This window comes from Paenibacillus sp. FSL W7-1332 (genome assembly GCF_037969785.1).
Classification (GTDB): Bacteria; Bacillota; Bacilli; order Paenibacillales; family Paenibacillaceae; genus Paenibacillus_AQ.
Map to the genome: position 1 here is coordinate 3,670,735 of NZ_CP150209.1, position 21,792 is coordinate 3,692,526.

Sequence of the window (21,792 nt, forward strand, 5' to 3'; positions counted from 1 at the left end):
TCTTCTGACTGTCATTGCACTTCTACCTGTTTCTTCTTAGTAATATGGATATCGTCCTCATACAAGTGTATAAAAATCGTCTGGTTCCCCTTTTCAGCAAAAGTAAACGAACCGCTAAATACACCATCCCCTTCATTCACAGCTTCAATGAGTATCGGTTTATCCCCAATCCGGAAATCAAAGGTAGCCTGTGCCTTGCCAGATACATTCATTCCAGTGAACAAAGCTTGTAAATCGACCTGGCTTCCCGCTATAACGGTTTCAGGTTTTGTAGACAGCTCTACTTCTACAGCTTCCAAATCGACGGATTCCTCGCCTGAACATGCCGTTACGATACCCAAAAGGATAACCACTGCCATAAATGAAACCAATTTTTGCTTCATTCCATCACTCCCTCCAACCCGGTTGTCAGTCTTTCACATTTTAGCAATTCAAATGCTTCTGTCCTATAACTCTATGGAGCCATTTCAAAGGTTGAAAATCGACAGATTTGTGACATGCAGAAGAAAACGAGATATACTCTATGATTGCTGAAGATGTAGAAGTGAAAGATCACGGTAATCAAATGCATGACATAGCTCAATAGAGTCATAGAAACCATCCCTGATATTCGATACAATAAAAACCGCAATTTACCAATATATAAAGAAGGAGAAAAAGTATGATCCCTGTTCGCAATGCTTCAAAGCGCTCTTATATTATTTTAGCTATAATCATTATTATCATTGCCATCGGTTACTGGTTATTTGCCTCCTTTTACAAACCTGCTCTGCCAGTTAAAATGAATTCCCCAGCTTTTTCTTTATCTGATTTACATGGAGAGACTGTAACTGAAGCACAATTTGACGGGAAAATACGATTAACGTCATTTATTTTCACCCGATGTCCGGATATTTGCCCTGCTACAACCGCTAATATGGTTGCACTCCAAAGTGAGCTTCAGAAGCAAGGACAGTTTGGCAATGAAGTCGAGTTCGTTTCCATTACATTTGATCCTGAGAATGATACACCTGAGGTATTGCAACAATATGCGGAGCGGATGGGAATTGATCAGAGCGGATGGACGTTGCTGCGAGGAGATGAAAACAAAGTAAAGGATTTGGCTTCTCAGTATAATCTATCGATTGTGCGCCTCGATGATGGATTGTTTGCGCATTCCATCACCTCATTGCTGTTAATCGATGGTAAGCAGCGTGTGCGCCAGATCTACCGGATGGGTGAAGATATGGAGAATGAACAGATTATCACAGATATCAAGACATTATTAAAAGAACAGCAGCGGGATTCCTAAGTCCTGCTGCTGTTCTTATTTATTTATGAAGTTTCCTACGACATTCCTTTAGCTGGAGCGGGTGATGGAAGAATATCATTAAGCTACTTCCTTTTATTTTTGTTCCGACAACCATACAGAAATGGATGCAATCTCGTCTTCATCTAAACGCTTACCGAAGGCTGGCATGCCTCCTTGCCCCTTGGAAATAATGGTCGTGATTTCTTCCTCGGTAAGTTGGCTTCCTACTGTTTGCAAACTGGGTCCGTACTTTCCTTCGAGCTGGCTTCCGTGGCAGGACAAACAGTTTTGTTTGTAAACCGATGTTATCGAATTCTCAGTTGTTGCTGAGTGCTCTTTAGTAGTTTCACTGCCACATGCTGTCAGTAATCCAACTAGAATTAATGCGCCCACATATTTACCAAGATTTTTTCTCATCGTGCCCTCCATACCCATACTTTTCAGTTCCAATCGATTGTTTTCTTATTTTCTCTCAATTATAAATAGATTAAAATGCCTCCTTGGGGCTATATGTAAAATAATTAATAGTTCAATTTGGAGCAGCCTTTATAAATTCACTAATCTAATTATCGCTGCTTCAACTTTATTAGATCACTCAACAATAGAGTTTATATTCAATGTGAATTAATAAACTGCCACTTTCCATTCAACCCTTTTTCCTTTTTACCTAAGCACTGGTTTCCCTAAAAAAGTAAGCGAACTTCTATCAAGAAAGTTTAGAAGGACTTTTTAGACGAATCGGAAGTAAACTTGCGTTGAACTGCCCGTTGATTGATCTTTACCACCCGTTGAGGCGGATGGTTTGCACTTGGGATATACCCCCACCACTCATCTTTTAACACTCATAATCCCACAATGTGGCCACTTTTGTGCATTTTTTGATGACACAAATTAATCTGCATAAAAATAAAAAAGCCTGTAAATCAAGCTTTTCTAAAATAATTAATGTAGACGCTTTTGTGTCATTAGACAATGGTCCCAGCTAGGAACACTAGTTTCTTGACTTTTCTTCCCTGCAATACTCAATCACGCCTCCAACCCGTTCAGAGTGAGCAATGAGATCTGGGTGTTGGCTCCCAAAGACATAGTGAACCTCCTTACAGAATTCACATATGTATTTGCCGGTGTAATCCGCTAACCTGCCCGTAAGTTGAGAAAAAGCAGCCGATCATAAAGCCGGCTGCTTCATATAGTCTCATTGAGCTATCGTCCCCCGTTCTCGCTCCTCTAGTATGAACTCTTCTTGAGGATAAGAGTTCGATTTCCTCAAAGGTAAGATATGCTGTCTATCGATGAGAATGTATCAATTCCTGCTGTCTGCTTTATGATATATTTAATACAAACTTAGAAATTTAAAGCGATTTCGCACGCTTGTTGTATCGCCTTTACTTTAATCTCAGGTTCCTGATCGGTTTTTTCAGCCATTCCCTCAACAAAAATCCCCTCAAAACTAGGAATCCCAATGAAATCCATAATGACTTTCAGGTGGCGATGACCCATTTCTAGGTCTGCATCATCTGAGCCTGGTGACAAGAAGCTACCGCTAGCTTGGATATGGACGGCTTTTTTATCACTCAACAAGCCGATCCGGCCAATATCTGGTAAATATTTGAAAGTCTTGCCTGCTATACAAATGGAGTCAATGTATGACTTCATAACGGGTGGATACGAATAATTCCAAACTGGAGTAACAAATACATATTTATCTGCAGCAACAAATTGATCAGCCAATTCATTGATTCGGCTCAGTTTCGTTTTCTCTGCTTCGGTCAATTTTTCAAATGTAGTGCCCGCCTTCAGTTTGTCCCATCCGTTAAAAACATCAGTATCAAGTTGTGGTATATCCATTTTATATAGATCAAGATGAATTACCTCATCATTCAAATTGGCAGATCGATAAGCCTGTACAAACTCATTACCTACTAACATGCTGTATGATTTTTCATGATCGTGAGGATTTGCCGTAATATACAAAACTGTTGCCATGATGACAATACCCTCCTTCAATATTTGCCCTCGGAAACTGTTACGATCTGCCTTGTAGAGACGTTTAGTCTATTCCAGAGATTGGCCGTAGCAATCCCGGCGATCAGCGTGGCCAATGCCTGCACATCGAAGTGTCGGGCTGCCTCGTTAAAGATCTCATCCGACACTGGGTCCACTCGGTCATTGAGTCGGGTAACAGCTTCACTGAGCGCAAGTGTAGAACGCTCGGAGTCATTGAAGTATTGCGTCTCACGCCATGCCGACACTGCCAACAGTCGCTCTACAGATTCACCTGTCGCCAATGCATTACGCGAATGAAGTTCGACGCATACGCTATCCCCATTAATTTGGCTTGCCCGAAGATATCCGAGAAAAAGCGTGCGCTTTGGAATACCTGTTTGCTCTGCGGATACAAACAGCGCTTTGCCAAGGGCTTGTAAGGCTTGAGTCGCATCGGGTACGATATAGCAGGGCTATCCATTCTTGATTTCAAATGAAACACTCCTTTAATTAAGATTAGAACCGGTTTTGGTTCTCCAATATGCTGACGGATCGGACCTTGGGATGTGTGACAATATTTCTTGAGAAATGTAAAAATCAGTTGAATGCGACGTCTTGTCACATTGTTCAGCGTTCATTCGTCAGTACTTATAGTGGTTAATTATTTTAGTACGAGGGAGTTTGAAGAATGAGTGAACAGGATTGGTTGGCAAATACATTCGAAACGCATCGGAAGAACCTTCAAGTTGTTGCTTATCGAATGCTTGGATCATTAAGCGAGGCGGAAGACGCGGTACAGGAGTCTTGGTTGCGTCTTAGTCGCGTGGATGCAAGAGGCATTGAGAACTTGGGAGGATGGTTGACCACCGTTGTTTCGCGTGTATGTCTCGATATGTTACGATCGCGTAAATCTAGGCGCGAAGAATCGATCGAAGCTCATTTGCCCGATTCTTTCAACAGCCAAGAGAATATAAGCGACCCTGAACAAGAGGCCATATTAGCTGATTCTATCGGTGTTGCACTATTAGTCGTGCTCGATAATTTGAAACCTGCGGAACGCATTACGTTCGTGCTGCACGATGTTTTCGCCATGCCTTTTAATGAAATTGCTCCTATTGTAGGAAAATCGGAAGCCGCGACAAGACAGCTTGCGAGCAGGGCACGTCACCGGGTTCGAGGGGTGAAAGCATCGGAAGTCGACATTGCTCATCAACGCAAAGTTGTTCAAGCTTTTCTTGCTGCAGCGCATGCAGGCGATTTCGATACGCTAATAGCTGTGCTTGATCCGGACGTTATACTTCGTGACGATCGTCTAACTGAATCTTCAAGAGTAACGCGTGGAGCGATCGCTTTAGCAAAACAAGTATCGAGACGTGCACAGAAAGCAGCCCAACTAGCCTTGGTGAATGGAACCGTAGGAATCATTGCGGCCCCTCAAGGAAAATTGCTCTATGTACTCAAATTTACGATGAGTCATGGGAAGATTGCCGAGGTCGACCTGATCTCCGATCCAGAACGCGTACGCCAGCTTGATCTGGCGGTGTTGAGAAATTGAGCCTTAAACTCAGCATCGAGGGTGTTAAAGACATAATCCCTCGGATAAAATATAACAGTTATTAAAACCATAACACGCTCAAGCGGCACCCAAAGGGTGCCATTGTCTTTTTAATGTCCTTTTGTATCGCTTATTACATACAGGTTTACATACGAAATCAAACCCAACTTGCAATTCCCTGAATGGTACCATGTTCTTGTCCATTACGGCAATCGGTACAAGTTCTTGTCCTTGGCTCGGGACAAGAACTTGTACCGATACCATAAAAAAGCCGCTAAAATAGCGACTCTTAATGGGAACAAGATCTAGCCCCGCGACAAGTATATATATTTAATTCGTTCAGCTTTTGACAAATCTCTAAAATTCAGACGTACTTCGTTGATCATTTTTCTTAGTCTTCATTGCGCTTTTCACTTTTTTGAGTTCATTACTATCCATGACGAGAGGCTCCCTTTCTCTCTCTTTCAATTTTCTACTGATGAGTCCAGTAATTAACGAGAATATAATAGCTCCTTGCCATGTTATCGAAATATCCCTTATCAAGGCATCAAGTAAAATGATTAAAACAAATTGTAATCCTGTATCCAAAACAATTGGTAACCATCCCTTACTGGTTTTAATTATACCAACAGATCTTAACGCTTTAGGCAAGGCATCTGTTATCAATGAAAGAGGTATTTCCAGAAATAGATACAGAACAAAGAATAATATTAATGCACCCGTTGATTTATAATGTAAACCCAGCAAATGTAACGCAAAAAATTCCAATATGGATATTCCAACTAAGACAATGAGAACAATAACTAAAGGAATAATTATTCTTTTAATTTTTTTTATATGTACCACTTCCTTGACTATCAATTATAGACGAGTACATATATTATATAAGATCACTATTAACTCATTGTAAAAAATAATAAACCTAATTTATGGGGTATTTGAACTATCTGCACGTTAGCTCAATGAAATTGTATGGATACATAGTTAGATACATCGGTAATCGACTCATGTTCTTGTCCTCGACTCGAACGGCCAACTCTGTAAGCCCTTGCTCATGGACCATGATCTTAGTTAGGAAGCGGCCAACCCCTGCGATCCACACTTTACCCGCTGCAGTCACGGAGCTTGAGAAGAAGACAATACTATACAAGAGTGGAGTTATGAAGCATATGCACAGAAACCGGCGTTATTCATAAAAGCCAATTATTGAGTTGAGTTGGTTTCTATAATGGATGTACGACACACGCCAACGTTATGCCCTTTCTCTGCTGTATTCCTGCCCCGTTCCTCTATTCGTCCACGATCAATAAACAACGCCTTAAATGGGCTTAGATTTCGTGGTTTGAGAGTAAAAGAAAAAGCACCCCAATGGATGCTATTTCTCCAATACAGGTCCCATATATTCCGCTTTACATGCATCACATGACCAATAGAATGGATTGGGTTGATCTTGCTTAACTTCACCATCACATTTGTGACACCTGTACGAATTTTCTGAAACCTGAGTTAATTTAACCAGAGTATGTGAGAGACCCTGCCTAAGAGTAAAATGCCGCTCGTGGAACATTTGAGAACCCCCAATCCTACCTGATAATTTTCCTAGAGGATATAGATTGCTCAGAAATAATCAATTTCGACATCAGGGAGGATTTTACCTCTTTATGGCACTTAGGTCGAGAACAAAACTGCTTCGTGCCTGTCCATTTACCCCACTCGCACCAATTACATTTATCCTGCTGTTTCGGCTTATACCGTGGTCGTTGTAGCTTATTACGTTTTCCGGCCATGTCGTCGTTGCTCTCGATTTCGTGGCGAGCTGCCCGATGTCACTTTAACCAACCATTCGCTTTCGAAACGTTGCCTCATGGAATTTTCCTTTTCACTACACAATTCAGTAAGTAACAGAAAAAAAGCGAGATCGCACAGCACAGACCACAGTTTATCTGTCATCCCTATTGGATATAGTAGTATTAAGCTGTTTATAGGCGTCAGAAATCAAATCTAAAAGGCAGGTTGAGCACCGTTGGAATTAGTTAAAGATCTTCTTCTAGTTACAGGACGAATTGTAACCATCTTTCCCCTACTGCTGGCGATAGCACTTTTCATGGGAAAAAGATCGATCGGAGAGCTGCCCGTTTTTGATTTTCTGGTTGTTATTGCCTTAGGTGCCGTTGTTGGTGCTGATATTGCCGATCCAAAGATTGAGCATATTCATACGGGCTTTGCGATCATCTTAATCGGATTCATTCAGAGAATCGTCTCCATATTGGCAATAAAATATAGGAAATTCGGAAAATTGATTACCTTTGAACCAACGGTAGTTGTTTCGAATGGAAACTTACTCGTTCAAAATCTTCGTAAAGTCCGTTATTCCATTGACAACATCCTTCAGATGCTGCGCGAAAAAGACATATTTCATTTGGACGAGGTCGAGCTTGCTGTATTAGAGGCAAACGGCAAGTTGACGGTTTACAAGAACCCCATGAAAACGGCTGTAACCGTGGAGGATCTGGGACTGTCGATACCCCCTAAGGGCATAGCGTACCCCTTGATCCTTGATGGAACTATTTCCGAAAAAGTATTGTCGTACCTTAACAAGGATAAAGCTTGGCTGGAAGATCGTCTGCGTGCCAAAGGAATCAAAAAGGAGGAAATATTTTACGCATCAATAGATGAGAACCTTGAATTGCGGGTTTCTCAACCATCTTCAAATAACATTCCTCCAATTCAGCACTGAGCTATCTATTGAGTTGCTTTATTATTTCGGTATGGCTCCCCCATGTCCACGATTCGAATCGGACCTTGCATCTCTTCCAGAACGAAATAACCATCTTCTCTTTAACAGGTAGCTCTTCTGTTGTTAATTGAGCTCCAAGTCTAGCCAGTATAATTCTAGAAGCGAAAGGGTACAAGCTCTTTTCGCTGTCCGGCAAGTGTATATTCCCTGCTTGAGTGCATCCAGATCCATTACGGGATCAAGTAATAGGGAGGGATTCAGCTCTTGCATTGATCATTTTGCATCCTATTTTGACGTCCTTAGCCCAAAAAAGGGACTAGCCCCCATCTATAACCTTCAAGCTTACGATGCTTCTTTTTGCTCCAATTGTTGCTGAATGGATCTTCATACTCTTTTACACTCAGTTTATCTATCGCTTGGTCATGTGCTTCTTTTTCACGAATGTATTTTGCTACGCTTGCTTCGTTCAAACCCACTGTGCTGACATAATATCCCTCTGCCCAAAATTTTCGATTCCCATATTTATACTTTAATTGCGCATGCTTCTCAAGGATCATTAGCGCACTTTTCCCCTTCAGATATCCCATGAAGGATGATGGAAATTTTGAGTGGGGTACCATGTTCTTGTCCCTCGACAATTCCCGTCCAGGTCTGGTCTTAGCCAACTGCTAGATGTCGTTTCAACTGTACAGGATACAGCAGACAAAGCCCCAGTTGTGATTCTGGAATCGACAGGACATTACCATCAAGCTGTAATTCAGTTTCTAGAAGAACACGGTATCCTATTCTTAGTTGTGAATCCTCTCATTTCACACCAAGCCAAAAAGTCAAGTCTACAGAAAGTGAAACAGATTCAGTCGATGCCTATCGGCTCTGCAAGCTGTACTACAAAGCTTGAATTTGAAGACCATATGCAACGAGGGGTTCAACTACTAATTCTTAGGCATCTAACGCGTCAGTTTGACTTGCTCACACAAATGTATGTACAGGTTAAGCTTCAGTTTCAGGCCGTTCTAGATCTAGTCTTTCCGGATTATAGAGGTATTTTCGGTGACCTTTATTCAAAAGTTTCGTTGCTGCGCTGATAGCTTTCGCAGGAATTGACCCTAGCGTCTACTCTTCTGGTAAGCTGGTAAGTTCACAGCGACAACCAATCGCATTGCCAAACGCGGGTCTAAGAAGCTGCGTCATGCCCTATATCTCGCTGTACTATCGGGACTAAAAAAGACCGGAAAACAAGAGGTTACGTGAATATTACGATAAGTAACGCGAAGCCGGAAAGCCTTACCCGGTTGCCCTCGTTGCCTGCGTCAACAAGCTCCTTCACTGGATTTAAGCCCTTCTAGTGAAGCAAGAAAGGTTTGTCGATTTAGATTAGTTAACACATTTTTCATCCGGAAGTATAGCCTTCCAGCATGTACAGAGAAGGTTATTTATTGCAACTTGAATATGATCAAAGAAGATGTTTTTAGACAATCACACCAAAGAGTTGTTTTCTTTACTGCAAACCATAGCTCAACGAAATTAAGTCTCTTGTAACTTCAAATTCCATTCCATCGACCTATTCGTCCATGCTGTTTCAAACATCTTACTTGAGTTTAATAACGTAACGGTATATGGATCCCTCTCTGCTTCGTCATAGAGCGCAGAAGTACTGAAAAGTTCAACCTGTTTTCCCTCTTTCAAAACCATAATATTCGAACATAGTCCTGGTAACAGCGTGAGGTCATGAGTAATGAACAGAAGAGTTAAGCCTTGTTCCTTCTGAATGGATATGAGCAGCTCAATCATCTGCTGTTGTAATAAGACGTCGAGGTTGGAGACTATTTCGTCACAGATTAACAGTTTGGGACGAGTTAACAAAGCTTTGGCGAGACAAGCTCTTTGATACTGCCCACCACTCAGTTTTCCGGGGCGATTTCGAAGAAGGTTCTCATTCAGGCCTACTTTTCCCCAATATTCAAGGACTTTATGCTTGCGCTCGGCTCTATTATAACGGGTAAAATTAATTAAAGGTTCTTCCAGGCACTGAAACAAGCTCATTGCGGGATTTAATGTGGAGCCAGTATTCTGAAAAACAATCTGTATATCGCGATACCATTCTCTATATGATAATATTCCTTTGTTGGGCAAGGGCCGCCGTCAAAGAAAATATGGCCGGAGGTTGGTTGTTTTAAAGCCATGATAAGCTGGGCAAGCGTGGATTTACCACTACCACTCTCCCCCACAATGGCCAGAGATCCTCCATCTTCTATTTCAAAATGAATATCTTCCAGAATGGGTCTTCCGTGAATTTCCTTATACAGTCGCTGGATTTCAAGCATAAGATATCTCTCCTTTTCCAAGCAACCTTTGAGAGCAATGCCTGCATAACTCTTGGGTGTATTTATGTTCAGGTGCGCTTAAAATGTTCTCCTTACTGCCCTGCTCTATTATTTTCCCTTCCCGCATAACACCAATCGTGTCCGCAAGATAGCCGGATATAAGTATGTCGTGGGTAATAAACAACATGCTCATATCCGTGTCCAGGATGAGCTCTTTCAAAAGGAATATGATCTCAGCCTGTGTTTTGACATCAAGTGCACTCGTTGGCTCGTCGGCTATCAGGATTTTCGGCTTTAACAGAAGCGCCATCGCAATCATGACTCGTTGATTCATTCCACCGCTTAACTCATGAGCATAACTGCTCATCACATGGGACGTGTCCTTTAAGAGAACTTGGGACAACATTTTTTTTGCTTGCTTCTCAGCCTCATGTCTTGAAACAGGCAAGTGACTGCGCATCAGATCAACGAATTGCCTGCCAATCGGAATCGATGGATGCACGGCCTGTTCCGGATGCTGGAAGATGGCACCGATCTGGCCCCCTCTGATGCTGCGCCAGCGCTTCCTTGATAATTGCTGCAGATGTTCACCCTGTAACACGATGTCACCTGACATGTGCAGATGAGCAGGCAGCATACCCAAGATAGCCTTACTTGTCAGCGTTTTACCGCTGCCGCTTTCTCCAATCAATGCATATGTTTTCCCAGTGTCGAGAGAAAAGCTGCTATCATGCACAAGCGATTGACCTTCCTTATTTCTGATATTTAGATTTTTGACTTCGAGCAAAGTCGTCATCTAGCGTTCCCTCCTCAGTCGCTCACCTATAATTTGGAACGAAGCAGCAGTCAGAAATATCATAAAGCCTGGAAAGAAGCCCATCCATGGGGCGACCTGCAAATAATTCTTTCCGTCCAATAGCATGACACCCCATTCTGGAGAAGGAGGCTGTGCACCAATACCCAAAAAGGATAAACCGGATAAAGTCAGGATCACCTTACTCACGTCCAGAATGAGCATCGTTCCAATCTGAGGCGTGATATTCGGAATCATATGTCTGGTTATTATTCTAAGTCCAAATGCCCCGCTTACCCTGCTGGCGGTAATATAAGGTTCCTTTTTCACATCATGAATTAGCCCTCTGATGATTCGTACGTACTTGGCCCACCAGGAGAGGATCACCGCAAAATATACATTTTCCATGCCAAAGCCAAGGAAGCCAACGACCACAATGGTAAGTAGCATACTCGGTAATGCTGTGAAAATGTCGGTTAGGCTCATCATAAGCATGTCCAGCTTGTTCCCCAAAAAAGCACTCCATGTCCCCACCAGAAGACCAATCAACATCACAACACTAAGTACAATAAAAACAGGAAATACCGATTCACTAATCCCGTGTATGACCCGGCTTAACAGGTCTCTTCCCAAATAATCCGTTCCAAATGGATGAGCAACGCTGGGAGGAAGAAGCTTCTGTTGATGATTCGTATCGAACGGATCATAAGGTGAAATCCACGGGGCCGCAAGTCCTGTAATAATAAGTAGGATGATATATAACAACGCTGCCGTTGGCAGTTTATTCACTCGGATGATACTGATCAAACTTCCCACCTCTGTTTGTCAAGATGAACACGCGGGTCCGCAAGGAAATACAACAGGTCGGTCATAAAATTAAAAATAAAAATAAATGCTGCCACGAAGAGTGCGCTCCCTTGAATGACTGGAAAATCACGGCGAAAAATAGCTTCAAGCATGTATTTACTGAATCCCGGAAAACTGAAAATCGTCTCGGTGATAATCGAAGCCCCAAAAAAGCTGGGTAGACTCGTCGTGATTAATGTCAGGATTGGGATGAACATGGAGCGCAGTAAATAAGAGGGATAAAAGATGCTCGGCCGCAATCCCCTAGCTTTTGCAGCCTCAATGTACGAGAACTTGCTGTACTGGATCGTATAGGATCGAACCATCCGAATAAAGTAAACACTTTGCACCAGCGTCATGGCTGTTACCGGCAAAATATAATGCCGTGTGGTCGAACTGCCTACAACAGGCAGGACGGGCCATATCACCCCTAAGGCATACATAAGAAGAATAGCAAGCCAATATAAAGGGATCGACAACCCCAAAATGGTCATTGAATAAACCACTCGATCTGCCATTGTGCCTTCATTCAATCCCATCCAGATTCCAATCGGTATGGATATGAAGAGGGTTAATAAAAAAGAGCTTGCAATGAGTTTCGACGTTGAGCCTAAACGTTCAATCATTTCACTTAATACGGGTTCTCCGGAAGAAAAGGAATGCCCTAACTCTCCTTGAAATACGTGATGTGCCCATGCTAAATATTGCTGAATGAACGATTGATCCAGTCCCCATTGTTTCTGTAAATCAGCTACGATGGATTGCTCCGGTACGGCTCCGATTTCCAGTAGCAGCATCGACGCCGGATCACCCGGCGCCAAACGCATTAATGTAAAAACAAACAAGGAAAATAAAACAAACGTGACTATCAACATGAACAGACGATGAATCATAGAGCGGAGCATTACTTCGCTTCTTTCTTCAGGTAATGCCACTTCAACGGGTCGTCCTCAATAGCATTGAACCTAAAATCAACCACTTGGCTTGAATGAACAAAGGTTTGCTTGGGGTAGTATATCGGAACAGACATGGCTTCCTCATGCATACGGAGGAACACCTGATTGAACAGCTTTTGCTGCTGCTGAGTGGAAACCGTAGCCGCGATTTGATCCAGCAAATCGGATAAAGGCTTGTCCTGATACGCAACTCCCGGTGAGGATGGCGAATCATAGAATAAGGAGGACAGGAATCGATAAGGTAATTGAGCATCAGTGTATGTCCGATACATAAGCAGATCATATTCCTTCGTGCTCCACAGGGTATCGTAGTAAGCTGCCCGTTCCTGATTCACAATATGGATTTGAATGCCGATCTGTTTCATGTTGTCTTGAAAAATTTCAGCCATCTCTTTCCATTCCGGATATTCCTCAGATTGAATGACCAGACGAAGTTGCAATACTTGTCCATCTTTTTCATAGAGCTGCTTGTTCTTATTCCATTGGTAGCCCGACGCTTCAATCAGCTGTTTGGCTTTTTCGGGATTATACGGATAGGAAGGCTGATTACTGTCGGATATAAATGCAACCTTCTCTTGGAACAATCCTCTGACTGGCTCCCCGCTACCGCCTGCATACTTGCTCGTATCATTGCCATAATTGATAGCTTGGCGGATATTCTTATCAGCTAGAGAAGTATTGTGTTGGTTGATAACCATAAAGTAGGACATTGTACTGCTTCCGGTTTCGATTACGTAGTTGTCGTTGTTCTGAAATACAGGGAGACTTTCCATGGGGATATTACCAAGTTCCCCACCCGCGAGATCCACCTCTCCAGATTGCAATGCCATTACCCTCGCCTGAGGATCTGTAATGACTTTGAAAACAAGTGAATAGTCGGATGGTTGTTCTAACCAGTAATGATCATTCGGGATTAGAACAGTCTGAATCCCTGGTTGATACTCTCCTATTTTCCAGGCACCCGTTCCGATCGCTTTTTGAAAAGTACCATTCACATCTCCCTTAGGGGTTACCGAGTTCGGACTCATAATCCGATATGGTCTTGCCTGACTAAGCTCGTACAACACTTGCGTTGCTGTATCCTTAAAGGAAAGTACGACTGTTTGATCATCAGGTGCTTCAACTTTTTGCAATAAACGGGATATTTCAAGCGAAGCATTCTCGTCCCTGCTTACCGCTCTTTCTAAAGAAAACTTCACGGCTGCTGAATTCAGTGGACTGCCATCCGAGAACATGACCTGATTTTGCAGATGTAAAATGTAAGTCCTGCCATCATCAGATATCTCCCATGACTCCGCCAGGCTGGGCGCAAATTCACCTTTTCCTTTATAGTCTACAAGGGCATCATATATAGCCGCATGCGTATGTCTGGAACCATTGTAAGTCGAGGCGTCAAGTTTGTCTGCTTCAGTATCCTGCGTGACTGCGACCACAATGTTCTTGTCCTCCTCTGCTGCAGAGGGTGAGCTCACATGTTGTGAACACCCCATAACGAACAACAATAAGACAACAGCAATTACTCCAAATCCAGATCTTCCAAACATCCCTACTCCTCCTATTCCTCTTTTAAGCTGTTTATGATTGCATAGCTGTTATTCTCATGAATACTTGCTAGATGAACAATCTTTGTATATTATTAATCGTAATCATTACGTTTAGCAAGGAAATTTTTTATATAACAAGGAGTCGATGTTAGTGAGTAAGCATAAACTTGTACAACAATATCGGGATTATTGGGACAAAGGAGCAGCTGTCTATGATGAAATTGTGGATGCCGAATTTACGTCCAACCGATATGATCAATGGAAGGGAATTCTGAGTCATTTTTTGTCCGGGAAAAGTAATTTAAAAGTGCTCGATGTAGGTACGGGGCCTGGTTTCTTTGCGGTTCTGCTCAGCCAGATGGGGCATCAGGTTACTGCTATTGATTCTTCTCCGGAGATGGTGGCAAAGGCTAATCAAAACGCCCATAAATATAATTGCAGTGTCCAGGTTATTGAGACAGATATTATAGAATATAAGACAGAAGAAAAATATGATATCATCATTTCACGAAATGTGACCTGGTTCCTGTACAATCCTGTAGCTACATATCAAAATTGGCATGGAATGCTTAATGACGGAGGCCAGGTTATTATTTTTGATGCGAATTGGAATTTATTTTTAACTGATCCGAAGGAGGCAGAGCTTTTTCAAAAAGACAAGGAGGAGGCTGCCGCAAAAGGGTACATGCCGTACCGCTCAGAGAAGGATGTCGAAGAAGGAGACCAACTGGCGCTTACTTTGCCATTGAGCTATGTAAGAAGACCTGAATGGGACAGCGAAATGCTTCGTTCAATTGGCTTTGCCCAAATCCAAATTCATCAAGGATTCGATGTGGAACTGTATCATATAGGTGAACAAGTTCTGAATCGACACAGACCGATGTTTGCGATCGTTGCCAATAAATAACTCAACATTCGCAGCCTCGAACACTTTATAACTCCGTTTATGCGGGCATCAGCTTTACGCACTCGGTTCTTCTTTCGACCCTGCTCCGCCACGTATTATAAAATGTTAAAAACTACATTTGTAATGAGTTCCTTACCAACCACGGTTAATCATATATGTTCATGTCTTTTTCGGCAAACGATGTATGTTCTTGTCATCTTGCATTAATTCAATTTGCGATGTTCAACCAAAATGCTTCTCCTGTCGGCTCCAACATACGATGAAGTGTGGGAGTGACGACAAACAATCCGCCTTCAAAATCTATCAGGCTGATAAGTGAATCCACTGTTATCATTAAAAGCGTACGAATATGATTTTCTTTGAACTAACCTGCCCGTTAGCTTAATGAAATTGCATGGGTACATAGTTAGATACTTATCTAATCGGGAATCGGCTCAAGTTCTTGTCCTTTACGATAAAACAAAAAAGCCGCTGATAGCAGCTTTTCCATATGGTTAAGACCGTTACCTATTAACTTTTGGTTCAAAAAAATTATTTAGTTTCCATATACCATAGAGAATCAGAAATATTGATGTGAACAATCCAACAAAATTTTTTTTTTAATATTTCACGCCCCCATCCCTACTGATATTAAAGTAACGCGGTCATTAAGATAATAAACAGATAATACCACATATTGGAACTAAACTGCTTGAACAAAGGCAGCCGATAACAATGACCGGCTGCCTTATTGTCTTTATTCAACTAATGTTTCCCGTTAGCTTAATCCCTCATAAGAAAAATTCGTAAAGACGGAGTTACTCGGTTTAATTGTGCCGCGACGTTTTAGTGCAATATTTGAAGATAATCGTTGAGAAAATCAAAAATTAAAAACGATTAATCCCGCGCATAAAATTCAAAATTGCTTCAATGCGTATTTTATCAGCACAATCTTCGCAACAAAAAATCTTAACCTTTCTTTCCTTAGCTTGTTTATATTTTAGTGAACCTTCGTATACCCTGAATGTTTTTTTACAATTATAGCAAAGTACATCATAGTAAAACATTGGCAACCTCCTTGGTGACACATCAATTCTTAGTTGATATATCGAAGATTGTAACCAGTTCTCTCGTATATTCCTGAACATCTAAATGAGGCTTTCTCATTAATTCAATGGTGAACCCGTCAATGGCATTTCTTATTGTTAGCGCCATCACCCTTGCCGATGGCTTGGTAAATTCTCGGAAAATTCCTTCTTGCATCCCTAGGGTCAGAATATTTTCAATTGGAAGTAAAACAGCTTCATCATGGTCTGCTGCAAACTGAAGTTTACCATCAGCAGTTATCCTATTAGAAAGCAATTCAATAACAGCGAAAACATGCTGCCGATTTTCATCTACGAATGTAAGATTGGATTCAATATACACTCGAAGCATTTCTTTAGGAGATTTTTGAGCTTCTATTCGTGGAGCAATATATGATTGCCAAGCCATATAGTATTCGATAGCTACTTGCTCCAATAATTCCTCTTTATTTTCAAAGTGATAAGAAATAACCCCCTTACTGATTTTCGCACGTTTTGCAATCTCTCCTAAAGAGGCTTTAGTGTAACCTACTTCTGCGATTGTCTCAATCGCACATTCCACTATTTGAGCTCTACGGGCTTTTTCGATGAATGACATTTGTTTTTGGTTAGTTGGTTTATTTTTTTTACTCATGTTCTTATTTTAGTACAGTCGTACAAAAAATTCAAACAAAAAAACCATAGATGAATATGAATATTATCTAAATGGTTTTTGAACCCCATAATAGAAACTAACCTGCCCGTTAGCTTTTAATGAAGTAGCATTGGGATTACTTAGATATTCTTCTAATCGGTAATCGGACTAAGTTCTTGTCCTTAACGGCAATCGGTACAAGTTCTTGTCTTTGGCTCGGAACAAGAACTTGTACCGTTAAAACAAAAATAGCCGCTATTAGCGACTTTCAAAGGAACATGTTCTTGTCCCCCGACATTTAATAATGTAGCGTTAGCTCGACGAACATCCTTGAATAAAGCCATCCACCATTCAAGATAGTGTAAACGAAGATATTCAGTAATCTGGCTTTTGGAGAGAAGATCAGCCTCCTTCCACTCCTTTTTGGATCTTTGGAAGTTATTATAATCATTTCTCTTGACCCACCGAATTGTGGTCTCGACCATTCCTTTACTGTTATTATCATAGGAGTATTTAACATACGTCTTCTCACATTCCGGACAGTGAAGAATTACCTCATTCTCCCATCGTCCCCAATCATCAGATCGGCTAACCGAATGCACATAACCCTGACCACAAGGGCATGGTTTTCGGTGATCTCGGACTGTCTCCCAACTCATCCTACGTCATCCTTTTATGACTAAAAGATACTTATCCCCTAGGGTTATTTCAATGCTTCTCTATAATCTTCTATCATCTGCGTGAGGTCTTCAATCCATTCCATGACATTGTATCCACTTAGAATATAGTGGTCTAATAAATCTAAATCTTTAGCTGCTAAAAGCCCCCCAAAAAGGATGTCTCCTAATCGAGACATCCTTTTTTGCTTACCTTTATAATTATTCAACTCTCGGATTCGATCTCCATGACACCATTGATACTTAACAGCAAGATTATCAAGCATCATTCTGACAATACTAGGTTGAGCCAGGATTTCGCCTCATGGTACAGAACTGGATTGTTTTCTGGCGTGTAGTAAGCCAGCACTGCCACCGCCTGCGATACGACCCATCCGCGGGCTCTTGCCCAAGTAGCGTCATCCGTAGGAAGATATTTGCGGAACGCGTCACGTGCTGCCGGCGAGTGTAACTTCCATGCGACCATGACATCGCATGCAGGATCGCCAACGCCCATTGTATCCCAATCAATCACACCGGTGATTCTTTTATTTCGCACAAGCCAGTTACGCATGTCAAGGTCGCCGTGATGCCAAACAGGTGGGCCGCTCCACGGAGGCGCGGCAAGTGCCGATTCCCATACATCAGACACCGCAGCAACATCGCCATCGAACTGTGCCAACCAGTATCGGAACCCCTCATCCCTTTGAGCCAATGGAATGCCGCGTCCCTGCGGCCCACCCGATGAATCGATTTGTTGCAGCGCTGCAACGAACTCCGCAAGATCACGAGCGGCCTGAATCGCGTCAATCTCCTCTATCGGCACCGTCTCGCCCTCAACCCATGTGTGTATATACCAAAACCACGGATATTCGCTATTCGGGTGCCCTAGAGCGACTGGTACAGGAGCTTCAAGCGGAACCAATGGAGCAAGCTTAGGCAGCCAAGTAAACTCACGACTTTCTGGTGTCGTAGGCCCTTCCCGCCGCGCGAGCCGAACTGAATATTCGTTGCCTAGCCGAAAGATGGCGTTCACTGTGCCAGCCGGCTCGATCCGTCGCAGGGATAGATCCGCCCAATGGGGAAACTGGGCAACAAGCAGACGACGAACGAGCGCTTCATCAAGTTCCTTTTCGTCGACGTGCATTTTCTTAACCATGAGTCGCTACCTCCTCGGTGTTACCATCACATATTTAACAGGGTATCAAAGAAATAATGGAATAGACAGATAATACCTAATTATAGTTAAAGTATACCGCTAATCAGCGGTATCATTGGCACGTAAACCAGCTAGTTCTACTACTTCAATCAACATTTTATAGAATATTATCATATCGCCTCTAATCTCTTTATGCCATCAGAGTCTGCGGCTTTTCGGACGCAACGCCCAGGAAGCGATGCCAAGCGCAGCATAGACAAGCGGAAGAATGATATGGAATCCGTAATCGCCGTAATCATTAGCAAACGCATGAGATAAAGCCGCACCCGTCATGAGAAAAAAGATACCGCTATAGGCCCATTCCTTAAGCCGGGGCAAACCTGGCATTATAATCGCAATGACTCCAAGCAACTTCCAAGCTCCAAGAATGTTCGTGACATATAACGGGAAACCAATATTGGTCACTAAATCAACATTTCCCCCATAGCGCATCAGCTGTCCGATCCCGCTTAATGCCATTGAGAATGCAAGTATAATGGTAACAGTCCAATAAGCGGCCTTCCGTCCAATAGAGCGGGATTCTACCTTCTTGTTTTTTTCATTTCCAATGGTCGCACTCATTTTCATCATAAACACTCCTTTTTTGATTTGGTCAAATGCCTCTTCCTATTTGATGTGTTTATCATAATCACTAATCATGTCAATTTATGATACTGTTTTAGGAAAACAACACCATCACAAAAAATCCCCCTAGAATCCATCTCTAAGGGGATAAATATATACGGTATCTTTCTCCGCTATCCGAACAATTCTCTCACCTCTCAAGCAGGCTCAATCCGTCAGCGTTGACCTCGTTCATTCGTTCGTGTGAGCGACAGCGCTGATTTCAATCAATTGCTCAGGGGACGCCAGCGCTGTCACGCCAATGAGACTGCCGGCGGTGCGGTGCTGTCCCATATATTCTTTAAACAACTGGATGCAAGGCTCGAAATGCTCCTTTACGTCTGTCAGGTAAATCTCAACATATGCAAGGTTTGACTTCGTGACACCGAACCCCGCCAGTACGCGATCTAGATATTCAAGCATCTACCCAGTTTGCGCCTCGATGTCTCCCGCACCGACGATTGATCGAGGGAAAATTGACCCGAGACATAGATCGTGCCGTTAATCGAATAACCCTGGGATATGCCGCTCCCTTCCTCCCTTGCAACACCGTGATCAAACGTTTTTGCTACCCTCATTTTTATTCTCATTTTCAAAATATGGTTATAAGATAATGGCAAACAATAAAGGGTCGAACGGAAAGAATATCCCCAAATCCCCCCTAAGGTTGAGTACCGACTTACAGATAAAGCTAAAGCCTTACTCCCTATTCTAGAAGGATTATGTGAGTGGGGAGCGCAACACCGATCTCCCAATATAATAAAAGAAGACATATGACAATGGTCTGTCATACATCTTCATTTCAATCAGGTCAGATGAGCACCTGTCCGTTATACATGTTCTTTCTACTCCATCACCCATTGTATTTCCCTCAAACTTTCCGAATAGATGGCGAATAAAATACGTCACTATGCATATGCAGAATTCTGTCCCAGTTGCCGGGATTCGTTGTGTCTGGAGAGCGGTGTTCTAGAATGTCCTGATATAGGGTTGTTTTTTCCTCCAAATGGGCAACGTGCAGTTTCGCTTCCTCGAGCTTAGCAAGCGCCGCCTCTTTATGCTCCATCATGAGTTTGTAGCGCTGAGGAATGGTCGAATCCCCTTCGAGGCATAAATCGACGTACCTTTTAATGAGTTCAATTGGCATTCCGGATTGCTTGAGGCATTTAATGCCATGCAGCCAGTTAATCGATTCTTCATCGAACATCCGGATATTATTCTGATTGCGCTGTACGCTTGGCACCAGACCTTTATCTGTGTAAAAGCGCACGGCATGCTCGGTAAGTCCTGTTATCTGGGCGGCTTCTTTAACCGTATGCATGTGAAATCCTCCTAGAAAAATAATTGTTAAAAAGACAGCTTGACTTCGTGTAACACGAAGGTTATAAGCTGATTGTAATGCAATTCGGCTATAAACGGAATCTCCGTTCTGCAGTACCGTCCCCGGGATTCGCAGCCATTTGCTGTTATTCATTTGAACAATAGGAGGAATCACAATGCAAACCGTAACGTTGAACAACGGAGTGAAAATGCCGATCATCGGCTTTGGTGTCTACCAGATTCCTGATGCCGAGGAATGCGAGCGCGCAGTATATGAAGCACTAATGAACGGTTACCGCCTGATCGACACGGCCGCCGGTTATCTGAACGAGGAAGCGGTCGGACGCGCGATTAAGCGCAGCGGCGTACCGCGTGAGGAGCTGTTCATCACGACCAAACTTTGGGTTCAGGATGCCAGCTACGAGAGTGCCAAGCTGGCGTTTGCTAAATCCTTGAAGAAGCTGCAACTCGACTATCTCGATCTGTACCTTATTCATCAGCCGTTCGGCGATTACTATGGTGCTTGGCGCGCAATGGAAGAGCTGTACCGCGAAGGGAAAATTAAAGCTATCGGGGTCAGCAACTTCCTGCCCGACCGTCTGATGGACCTCATCGTGCATAATGAAATCGTGCCCGCCGTCAACCAGATTGAAACGCACCCATTCTACCAGCAGATGGAAACCACCGCTTTTATGAAAGAGCAGGGAGTTCAACACCAGTCGTGGGCGCCGTTCGCTGAAGGACGGGGCAACATGTTCGACAACAAACTGCTGACCTCAATTGCTGTTAAACACAACAAGTCCGTCGCCCAAGTCGTGTTGCGCTGGCTTGTTCAGCGCGAAGTCGTTGTCATTCCAAAATCGGTACGCAAAGAGCGGATCGTAGAAAACTTTGATATTTTCGACTTTGAGTTAAGCACGGACGACATGGAACAAATTTCGACCCTCGATACTCGGGAAAGCCTCTTCTTATCGTACCGCGACCCAGAAGTCGCCAAGATGATGGGCAACTGGAGAGTCGATCTGTAAACCTCCGCTGAAACACAATCATTAGGCGTATATCTCCATCTATTAAGAAAGTATAGGGCTGACGCCCTGTACTTTCTTGGATTATATAACGAATTAGCTCTACTACTTCAATCAACGATATAGAACATTTTCATCTCGCCTCTGGTCCATTAGAGTCTGTGGCTTTTCGGACGTAACGCCATGGAAAATCCCTCTAGAATCCATCTCTAGGGGATAATCATATGCAGTATCTTTGTCCGCCTGCTAACAGAAAAACTTCGCCCTATCACTTACAGTAGCAGAAGCCGTCGTGATCCTGGTTCGCATGCTGCATGACAAACCATAAAACC

Annotated in this window: 22 protein-coding genes and 5 pseudogenes; 7 read left to right on the top strand and 20 right to left on the bottom strand. The window is 42.8% G+C overall.

Annotated features, from left to right (window positions below):
- Positions 1-11 precede the first annotated feature (11 nt).
- Positions 12-383: an Ig-like domain repeat protein gene (locus MKX98_RS16355; protein ID WP_113060841.1), complete on the bottom strand. Its 372-nt coding sequence runs from the start codon at positions 381-383 to the stop codon at positions 12-14.
- A 278-nt stretch (positions 384-661) separates the two neighbouring features.
- On the opposite strand from MKX98_RS16355, the gene MKX98_RS16360 reads away from it, so the two are divergent.
- On the top strand, positions 662-1,291 hold the full coding sequence (locus tag MKX98_RS16360; protein ID WP_339224140.1) for an SCO family protein: 630 nt from the start codon (positions 662-664) through the stop codon (positions 1,289-1,291).
- Between the two features lie 93 nt (positions 1,292-1,384).
- Here the strand turns inward: MKX98_RS16360 and MKX98_RS16365 are convergent, their stop codons facing one another.
- From MKX98_RS16365 to MKX98_RS16380, 4 genes and pseudogenes are all read right to left on the bottom strand, one after another.
- The gene (locus MKX98_RS16365; protein WP_339224142.1) at positions 1,385-1,708 is read right to left on the bottom strand and encodes a cytochrome c; all 324 of its coding nucleotides are present in this window, start codon (positions 1,706-1,708) and stop codon (positions 1,385-1,387) included.
- A 927-nt stretch (positions 1,709-2,635) separates the two neighbouring features.
- Positions 2,636-3,277, bottom strand: coding sequence for an FMN-dependent NADH-azoreductase (locus tag MKX98_RS16370; protein WP_339224144.1), 642 nt, complete (start codon positions 3,275-3,277; stop codon positions 2,636-2,638).
- A 17-nt stretch (positions 3,278-3,294) separates the two neighbouring features.
- Positions 3,295-3,444: a hypothetical protein gene (locus MKX98_RS16375; protein ID WP_009593844.1), complete on the bottom strand. Its 150-nt coding sequence runs from the start codon at positions 3,442-3,444 to the stop codon at positions 3,295-3,297.
- 99 nt (positions 3,445-3,543) lie between these two features.
- Positions 3,544-3,741 (bottom strand): annotated as a pseudogene (locus MKX98_RS16380) (carboxymuconolactone decarboxylase family protein); the annotation flags it as partial.
- A gap of 224 nt (positions 3,742-3,965) precedes the next feature.
- Here MKX98_RS16380 and MKX98_RS16385 point away from each other — a divergent pair.
- Positions 3,966-4,832, top strand: coding sequence for a sigma-70 family RNA polymerase sigma factor (locus MKX98_RS16385; RefSeq protein WP_339224148.1), 867 nt, complete (start codon positions 3,966-3,968; stop codon positions 4,830-4,832).
- Between the two features lie 357 nt (positions 4,833-5,189).
- On the opposite strand, the gene MKX98_RS16390 is transcribed toward MKX98_RS16385, so the two are convergent.
- The gene (locus tag MKX98_RS16390) at positions 5,190-5,678 is read right to left on the bottom strand and encodes a YrvL family regulatory protein (RefSeq protein WP_339224150.1); all 489 of its coding nucleotides are present in this window, start codon (positions 5,676-5,678) and stop codon (positions 5,190-5,192) included.
- 1,177 nt (positions 5,679-6,855) lie between these two features.
- Here MKX98_RS16390 and MKX98_RS16395 point away from each other — a divergent pair.
- On the top strand, positions 6,856-7,569 hold the full coding sequence (locus MKX98_RS16395; RefSeq protein WP_194542720.1) for a DUF421 domain-containing protein: 714 nt from the start codon (positions 6,856-6,858) through the stop codon (positions 7,567-7,569).
- Between the two features lie 299 nt (positions 7,570-7,868).
- Here MKX98_RS16395 and MKX98_RS16400 read toward each other — a convergent pair.
- Positions 7,869-8,165: pseudogene (locus MKX98_RS16400) on the bottom strand (transposase); the annotation flags it as partial.
- A 57-nt stretch (positions 8,166-8,222) separates the two neighbouring features.
- Between MKX98_RS16400 and MKX98_RS16405 the strand changes: the two are divergent.
- Positions 8,223-8,905: pseudogene (locus tag MKX98_RS16405) on the top strand (transposase); the annotation flags it as partial.
- Between the two features lie 188 nt (positions 8,906-9,093).
- Here the strand turns inward: MKX98_RS16405 and MKX98_RS16410 are convergent.
- The 6 genes from MKX98_RS16410 to MKX98_RS16435 are packed head-to-tail and all read right to left on the bottom strand — an operon-like array spanning position 9,094 to position 14,032.
- Positions 9,094-9,702: an ATP-binding cassette domain-containing protein gene (locus MKX98_RS16410; protein WP_339224152.1), complete on the bottom strand. Its 609-nt coding sequence runs from the start codon at positions 9,700-9,702 to the stop codon at positions 9,094-9,096.
- On the bottom strand, positions 9,621-9,893 hold the full coding sequence (locus MKX98_RS16415) for an ATP-binding cassette domain-containing protein (RefSeq protein ID WP_339224154.1): 273 nt from the start codon (positions 9,891-9,893) through the stop codon (positions 9,621-9,623). Before MKX98_RS16415 ends, MKX98_RS16410 begins: the two co-directional genes overlap by 82 nt.
- A complete protein-coding gene (locus MKX98_RS16420; RefSeq protein ID WP_339224156.1) occupies positions 9,886-10,689 on the bottom strand; it encodes an ABC transporter ATP-binding protein in 804 nt (267 codons plus the stop codon). The genes MKX98_RS16415 and MKX98_RS16420 overlap by 8 nt, the downstream gene beginning before the upstream one ends.
- Positions 10,690-11,475 carry an ABC transporter permease subunit gene (locus MKX98_RS16425; RefSeq protein ID WP_194542724.1) on the bottom strand — a complete coding sequence of 262 codons (786 nt, stop codon included), beginning with the start codon at positions 11,473-11,475 and terminating at the stop codon, positions 10,690-10,692.
- A 14-nt stretch (positions 11,476-11,489) separates the two neighbouring features.
- Complete coding sequence (locus tag MKX98_RS16430; RefSeq protein ID WP_339224158.1) at positions 11,490-12,425, bottom strand: ABC transporter permease; 936 nt, start codon at positions 12,423-12,425, stop codon at positions 11,490-11,492.
- A gap of 11 nt (positions 12,426-12,436) precedes the next feature.
- A complete protein-coding gene (locus tag MKX98_RS16435; protein ID WP_339224160.1) occupies positions 12,437-14,032 on the bottom strand; it encodes an ABC transporter substrate-binding protein in 1,596 nt (531 codons plus the stop codon).
- 151 nt (positions 14,033-14,183) lie between these two features.
- Here MKX98_RS16435 and MKX98_RS16440 point away from each other — a divergent pair, with 151 nt between their 5' ends.
- Positions 14,184-14,939: a class I SAM-dependent methyltransferase gene (locus MKX98_RS16440; RefSeq protein ID WP_339224161.1), complete on the top strand. Its 756-nt coding sequence runs from the start codon at positions 14,184-14,186 to the stop codon at positions 14,937-14,939.
- Positions 14,940-15,805: 866 nt separating this feature from the next.
- Here MKX98_RS16440 and MKX98_RS16445 read toward each other — a convergent pair.
- The 6 genes and pseudogenes from MKX98_RS16445 to MKX98_RS16470 all read right to left on the bottom strand — a co-directional run bounded on the left by MKX98_RS16445 (position 15,806) and on the right by MKX98_RS16470 (position 19,693).
- The gene (locus MKX98_RS16445; RefSeq protein WP_108992314.1) at positions 15,806-15,985 is read right to left on the bottom strand and encodes a DUF2197 domain-containing protein; all 180 of its coding nucleotides are present in this window, start codon (positions 15,983-15,985) and stop codon (positions 15,806-15,808) included.
- Positions 15,986-16,007: 22 nt separating this feature from the next.
- Complete coding sequence (locus tag MKX98_RS16450; RefSeq protein ID WP_339224165.1) at positions 16,008-16,637, bottom strand: TetR/AcrR family transcriptional regulator; 630 nt, start codon at positions 16,635-16,637, stop codon at positions 16,008-16,010.
- Between the two features lie 703 nt (positions 16,638-17,340).
- Positions 17,341-17,583: a hypothetical protein gene (locus MKX98_RS16455; protein ID WP_339224167.1), complete on the bottom strand. Its 243-nt coding sequence runs from the start codon at positions 17,581-17,583 to the stop codon at positions 17,341-17,343.
- Entirely contained in the window at positions 17,580-18,440 is an 861-nt protein-coding gene (locus tag MKX98_RS16460) for an aminoglycoside phosphotransferase family protein (protein WP_339224169.1), read from the bottom strand. The genes MKX98_RS16455 and MKX98_RS16460 overlap by 4 nt, the downstream gene beginning before the upstream one ends.
- Before the next feature lie 210 nt (positions 18,441-18,650).
- Positions 18,651-19,073, bottom strand: a complete 423-nt coding sequence (locus tag MKX98_RS16465; protein ID WP_259445689.1) for a DoxX family protein — start codon at positions 19,071-19,073, stop codon at positions 18,651-18,653.
- A 234-nt stretch (positions 19,074-19,307) separates the two neighbouring features.
- Positions 19,308-19,693: pseudogene (locus tag MKX98_RS16470) on the bottom strand (RidA family protein).
- A 52-nt stretch (positions 19,694-19,745) separates the two neighbouring features.
- Between MKX98_RS16470 and MKX98_RS16475 the strand changes: the two are divergent.
- A pseudogene (locus tag MKX98_RS16475) lies at positions 19,746-19,892 on the top strand (winged helix-turn-helix transcriptional regulator); the annotation flags it as partial.
- A gap of 94 nt (positions 19,893-19,986) precedes the next feature.
- Here the strand turns inward: MKX98_RS16475 and MKX98_RS16480 are convergent.
- Positions 19,987-20,436, bottom strand: coding sequence for a MerR family transcriptional regulator (locus MKX98_RS16480; RefSeq protein ID WP_220684473.1), 450 nt, complete (start codon positions 20,434-20,436; stop codon positions 19,987-19,989).
- Between the two features lie 175 nt (positions 20,437-20,611).
- On the opposite strand from MKX98_RS16480, the gene MKX98_RS16485 reads away from it, so the two are divergent.
- Positions 20,612-21,463: an aldo/keto reductase gene (locus tag MKX98_RS16485; protein ID WP_339224173.1), complete on the top strand. Its 852-nt coding sequence runs from the start codon at positions 20,612-20,614 to the stop codon at positions 21,461-21,463.
- The last annotated feature ends 329 nt before the right edge of the window (positions 21,464-21,792 follow it).

Excerpts from the sequence above, each read along its gene's own strand:
- MKX98_RS16465 (WP_259445689.1), bottom strand. The coding sequence starts at position 19,073 with ATGAGTGCGACCATTGGAAATGAAAAAAACAAGAAGGTAGAATCCCGC.
- MKX98_RS16360 (WP_339224140.1), top strand. The coding sequence starts at position 662 with ATGATCCCTGTTCGCAATGCTTCAAAGCGCTCTTATATTATTTTAGCT.
- MKX98_RS16415 (WP_339224154.1), bottom strand. The coding sequence starts at position 9,893 with ATGCTTGAAATCCAGCGACTGTATAAGGAAATTCACGGAAGACCCATT.
- MKX98_RS16420 (WP_339224156.1), bottom strand. The coding sequence starts at position 10,689 with ATGACGACTTTGCTCGAAGTCAAAAATCTAAATATCAGAAATAAGGAA.
- MKX98_RS16445 (WP_108992314.1), bottom strand. The coding sequence starts at position 15,985 with ATGTTTTACTATGATGTACTTTGCTATAATTGTAAAAAAACATTCAGG.
- MKX98_RS16485 (WP_339224173.1), top strand. The coding sequence starts at position 20,612 with ATGCAAACCGTAACGTTGAACAACGGAGTGAAAATGCCGATCATCGGC.
- MKX98_RS16480 (WP_220684473.1), bottom strand. The coding sequence starts at position 20,436 with ATGCATACGGTTAAAGAAGCCGCCCAGATAACAGGACTTACCGAGCAT.
- MKX98_RS16370 (WP_339224144.1), bottom strand. The coding sequence starts at position 3,277 with ATGGCAACAGTTTTGTATATTACGGCAAATCCTCACGATCATGAAAAA.
- MKX98_RS16455 (WP_339224167.1), bottom strand. The coding sequence starts at position 17,583 with ATGATGCTTGATAATCTTGCTGTTAAGTATCAATGGTGTCATGGAGAT.
- MKX98_RS16435 (WP_339224160.1), bottom strand. The coding sequence starts at position 14,032 with ATGTTTGGAAGATCTGGATTTGGAGTAATTGCTGTTGTCTTATTGTTG.
- MKX98_RS16365 (WP_339224142.1), bottom strand. The coding sequence starts at position 1,708 with ATGAGAAAAAATCTTGGTAAATATGTGGGCGCATTAATTCTAGTTGGA.
- MKX98_RS16450 (WP_339224165.1), bottom strand. The coding sequence starts at position 16,637 with ATGAGTAAAAAAAATAAACCAACTAACCAAAAACAAATGTCATTCATC.
- MKX98_RS16385 (WP_339224148.1), top strand. The coding sequence starts at position 3,966 with ATGAGTGAACAGGATTGGTTGGCAAATACATTCGAAACGCATCGGAAG.
- MKX98_RS16430 (WP_339224158.1), bottom strand. The coding sequence starts at position 12,425 with ATGATTCATCGTCTGTTCATGTTGATAGTCACGTTTGTTTTATTTTCC.
- MKX98_RS16460 (WP_339224169.1), bottom strand. The coding sequence starts at position 18,440 with ATGCACGTCGACGAAAAGGAACTTGATGAAGCGCTCGTTCGTCGTCTG.
- MKX98_RS16355 (WP_113060841.1), bottom strand. The coding sequence starts at position 383 with ATGAAGCAAAAATTGGTTTCATTTATGGCAGTGGTTATCCTTTTGGGT.